Source organism: Limnobacter litoralis (assembly GCF_030160455.1).
Taxonomy (GTDB): Bacteria; Pseudomonadota; Gammaproteobacteria; order Burkholderiales; family Burkholderiaceae_B; genus Limnobacter; species Limnobacter litoralis.
The window spans coordinates 1-4,453 of the sequence record NZ_BSOJ01000016.1 but is presented as its reverse complement, the minus strand read 5'-3'; the positions used below and the strand labels follow the sequence as shown (position 1 = coordinate 4,453).

General features: G+C 48.7%; 1 protein-coding gene and 2 pseudogenes. 1 reads left to right on the top strand and 2 read right to left on the bottom strand.

Going from position 1 to position 4,453, the window contains the following annotated elements; genetic code table 11:
* Window positions 1-171 precede the first annotated feature (171 nt).
* Window positions 172-1,815, top strand: a complete 1,644-nt coding sequence (locus QQJ87_RS09120; RefSeq protein ID WP_284281344.1) for a tetratricopeptide repeat protein — start codon at window positions 172-174, stop codon at window positions 1,813-1,815.
* Between the two features lie 564 nt (window positions 1,816-2,379).
* Here QQJ87_RS09120 and QQJ87_RS09115 read toward each other — a convergent pair.
* Both QQJ87_RS09115 and QQJ87_RS09110 read right to left on the bottom strand, forming a co-directional pair.
* Window positions 2,380-2,682 (bottom strand): annotated as a pseudogene (locus QQJ87_RS09115) (ATP-binding protein); the annotation flags it as partial.
* A gap of 1,572 nt (window positions 2,683-4,254) precedes the next feature.
* Window positions 4,255-4,453: pseudogene (locus QQJ87_RS09110) on the bottom strand (IS256 family transposase); the annotation flags it as partial.

Here is a 4,453-nt window from a genome sequence, read left to right as displayed (position 1 = left end):
CTCCTTGAACCAAAGTATAAAAACACTCCAGTTAACGAGTCCATCTTTCAGGGGCAAGGTCAAACAGCCCCGTGGGCGGTTGAAAAAAGTGTCCAGTTTGAGCTGGAATGACTGTCCAGTTTCAGCCAGAATCACTGTCCAATTTGGTCAGAATAGGCAGAGGAATTCAAATTGAGAAAGATCATTTGGATATTAGGTGTGGTTTGTATGGCTTTACCAGGGCTTGCCAGTGCTGGACTTGATGAGGGTATTGCCGCATACAAAAGGGGCGACTTTAAGACTGCTTTAACTGAATTCAAAGCGGCTGCTGCCGAAAAAAACCCAGATGCTCAGTTCAAGCTTGGATATATGTATGTCAATGGCCAAGGGGTTCCCAGGGATGAGTCAGAAGCTGTGAAGTGGTACACCTTGGCGGCAAATCAAGGGGATGCTGACGCCCAGTTCAACCTTGGGCTGATGTATGACAATGATCAAGGGATTCTCAAGGATCAGTCACAGGCTGTGAAGTGGTACACCTTGTCAGCTAAACAAGGCAACGCCCATGCACAAGTCAACCTTGGGCGGATGTATGCCAATGGCCAAGGGGTCCCCAAGAATGAGTCAGAGGCTGTGAAGTTGTACACCTTGGCGGCTAAACAAGGTGACGCTGTGGCCCAATACAGCCTTGGGATAATGTCTCTGTATGGTCGAGGGGTCCTCAAGGATAATTCAGAGGCCGTAAAGTGGTTCACCTTGGCAGCTGGACAAGGTTACGCTTTGGCTCAGTTCAACCTTGGATCTATGTATGCCAAAGGCCAAGGGGTTCCCAAAGATGAGTCAGAGGCTGTGAAGTGGTACACCTTGGCGGCTAAACAAGGTTACGCTCGCGCCCAATTCAACCTTGGATCTATGTATGCCAATGGCCAATGGGTTCCCCGGGACGATTCGGAGGCTGTGAAGTGGTTTACCTTGGCGGCTAAACAAGGTGACACTTTGGCCCAATACAGCCTTGGGCTGATGTCTCAGTATGGTCTAGGGGCCCTCAAGGATGAGTCAGAGGCCGTGAAGTGGTACACCTTAGCGGCAAATCAAGGGGATGCTGACGCCCAGGTCACCCTTGGGGTGATGTATGCCAATGGCCAAGGGGTTCCCAAGGATGAGTCAGAGGCTGTGAAGTGGTACACCTTAGCGGCAAATCAAGGGGAAGCACAAGCCCAATCCGACCTTGGACTGATGTATCACTTTGGTCAAGGGGTTCCCAAGGATGAGTCGGAGGCTGTGAAGTGGTTTACCTTGTCAGCTAAACAAGGCGACGCACAGGCCCAATACAACCTCGGAGCGATGTATCACTTTGGTCAAGGTGTCCCCAAGGATGAGTCAGAGGCTGTGAAGTGGTTTACCTTGTCGGCTAAACAAGGCTTCGCACAAGCCCAATACAACCTTGGACATATGTATGACGATGGTCAAGGGGTTCCCAGGGATGATTCAGAGGCCGTGAAATGGTACACCTTGGCGGCAAATCAAGGGAATGCTGATAGCCTGAACAACCTTGGCGTGATGTATGGCAACGGACGGAGTGTTAGAAAGAATCTCATTCTTGCGTATGCGCTAGAAAATTTAGCAGGCGCCAAGGGAAATGCTCTAGGAACCCAAAATCGTGACGGCAACGAAAAGGCACTGACCTTGGATCAGCTTAACCGAGCCCAAGCACTTTCCTCCAAAATGAATAAGGATGGCGTGTTTAAAACCATCAAGAGTTACTTGGCCTCGAGAGAAGGTCAGCGCGATAATCGCTCTTTTACAATCAAACAGGTTCGTCACAGCATTTCAGACTAAAGTGTCCCATTACCGAGCGACTCGAATCTGGCCGTCAGTCCCCAAAATGCTGGGGACACTCATTCAACGGATTCGGTCTACGAAGAGACTTTGTTGCTTATTTGGCAATGCCGAGAACTGCCCTTAGTCTGGAGATCAGAGTCGTCTCCGTATCATTGGTGGATGTATCACAACTACGTTGGTCATTTAAACTAAAGCCCCAGATCGTTTAAACGATTTAAAACGAAAATTCTAAGATGGATGTGAGGATGGATCGAGCGGTAACAAAGTTTGCAGTATTGAGTGGATTGTTGGCATCGACCTCGGTTACGTATGCTCAAGTTGTGAGCCCACCCGATGCGGGCAGGTTGCTTCAAGAGCAACCACAGTTGCTTCAACAGCCTGTCGAACGCCCCGGCGTTGTGGTCAATTTATCCGGTGGGGTTGTTGTTTCAGGTGGTGGCATTAACTTTCAATCGGGCCAATTCGGTATTGTGCTGTCAACGCCAGTTGAATTTTGACCCACTTTGTTTCGTCAACGCCAAAGTAAATTTGACCTACCCAAGCAATTCTTTCTGATTTCTTTCACTGATTTCCTGTTGCCAAACCCATCGGGTTTGGCATGGCGCCAGCCATCTTTTTTCCTTTCAATCTGTAACTCTCACCGTTGATTTGTACGATGTGGCAATGGTGAAGCAAACGGTCCAGCAGTGCTGCCGTCAGTGTTGCATCGTCTGCAAATGCACTGGCCCACTGTGAGAATGGGAGGTTGCTGGTCACGATGATGCTGCCTGTTTCATATCGCTTCGCAATCACGTTGAAGAACAGATTGACTTCTTCCCTGCCAAACGGCAAGTAGCCGATTTCATCGATGATGAGCAATCGGGGACACACCCAGTTGTTCAGCGATTGCGCGAATGCTGTGGCCTTGAGCGTTCAATACATGTATTTCCACTAGATTCTCCTGAGTCAACATCTAAAGCGCCGCCAAAAAGCGGCAATTGTTGCTCAGGTAGGTCAATTTTAAGTTGGCGTTAGTGGGTCATTTTTACATCGGCGGTGACATTGTGCCATCGACTGTTCCGGGTGGAGCACCCACAATACTTCTGTCTATTCGGTACAACCTGGCGCGTTCTTTAAAATGCCGTATCGCAAACGCCGCTCGCTTAGCGACTCTTGCACCGATCTCTCGGCTCCCCTCGTCTGTCTATCTCAGGCTCTCACCGGGTAAGGTGTTCCTTACCGATCAACGGGCTGCAGACATGGCTGCCGGCCTGTTAATCACCTGTGTGCGACACGTACAAAGAGTGATAAATGTCCAGAATTGAGGCAGGCTGGACAACCTGCGTAAAAATTGGAACACCCAGTGTTTCTCGGACCATGGCAACGAGCTTCACACCTCACATACTCCGTACTCAAGCGACGGGCCCTGTGAGATGTCTATGCGTTGACGTGGAACAGAGTCGAGAGTGAACAGTCGTAGTGACCGAACACAGTTGGACTCAGGTGAGCAACATTGGATGAGGCGAATGGACAGGTCAGTTCAATGCGAACCGACAAGCCATGCAGGAACCGTTCAAGTCGATATAGACGACAAGCCACGATTCTGAATCGGATACCGACAGGGCGAGCTTCGTAAATCCAGCACAAGTCTGTTAATGGGAATTCTTAGGTTGGGTGCGCAACGAACACACGGAATCAATCCGTGAGGTGGCACATGAGTCCAGAGTTCTCGACCCTCTACTCAGTGGATCCACTTGATTCCACACACAGCGCATGTCAGTCCATAAAGGACAAAGAGCACCACTGAGCAGGTTCAACGCGGCTCAGTCGGTTTAAAACCTCAGAGACGAGATGATCCAGCACCACAGTTTGAAGCGAACAGAAGTCCACTATCTATTACTACCAACTACTTTCCTACTTACCGTTTTAGTCGCCGGCAGTTCACCTGGAACCACCTTTGCACAGCCACTGTTATAAAGCGTAGGCTCCGCTGTAATGAGCTTTCAAAGTAATCGAAAACCAATGCTGTGTCAAATATCGACAGGGTGAAAAAAAGATTTCAATTGATGATCCTCCGTTTCTAAAACGCAAAAAACGGCATAAGAACCACAAAGCATAAGGCTCTAAGCAGTACTCTCTTATCGTCTCTTTTTTAATTTTGCACCGAGAAAAAAGTGAGTTCAGTGTTAAAAAGCACACATCCAACGTCAATTTCCTAAGTAAATCGCCGCTTTAGAACGAGAAGAATTCATGAAATGTGTCCCTCGCCTTCTGAATAGAGGGCTTTAATCCTCGATGGAAATGCGGGCACTCCAAAGCATATGGATGTTGGCGGCCTAGTGTTTCAGACGAATTTGATGGTTTTGATTGTTTTCTGGATGGTGGGTTGAATGAAGGGCTTTACGATACAGCCTTTTTTCAGAGCCTGTAAAAAATTCTGTGTAAGTTCATTCGGAATCAAGGGTGGTGAACGGTAACTCGTTCACCGAATTCCAGAACAAATCTGTTCAGTGCCATTTTCCAGTTTTGTATCGGCATGGTCCACTTTCGACTGGCTTGTTCGATGGCAAGATACACCACCTTTCTGGCCGAGTCATCCGTGGGAAATACCTTTCGTCGTTTGGTGGCTGCGCGAATGACGCTGTTCAAGGACTCC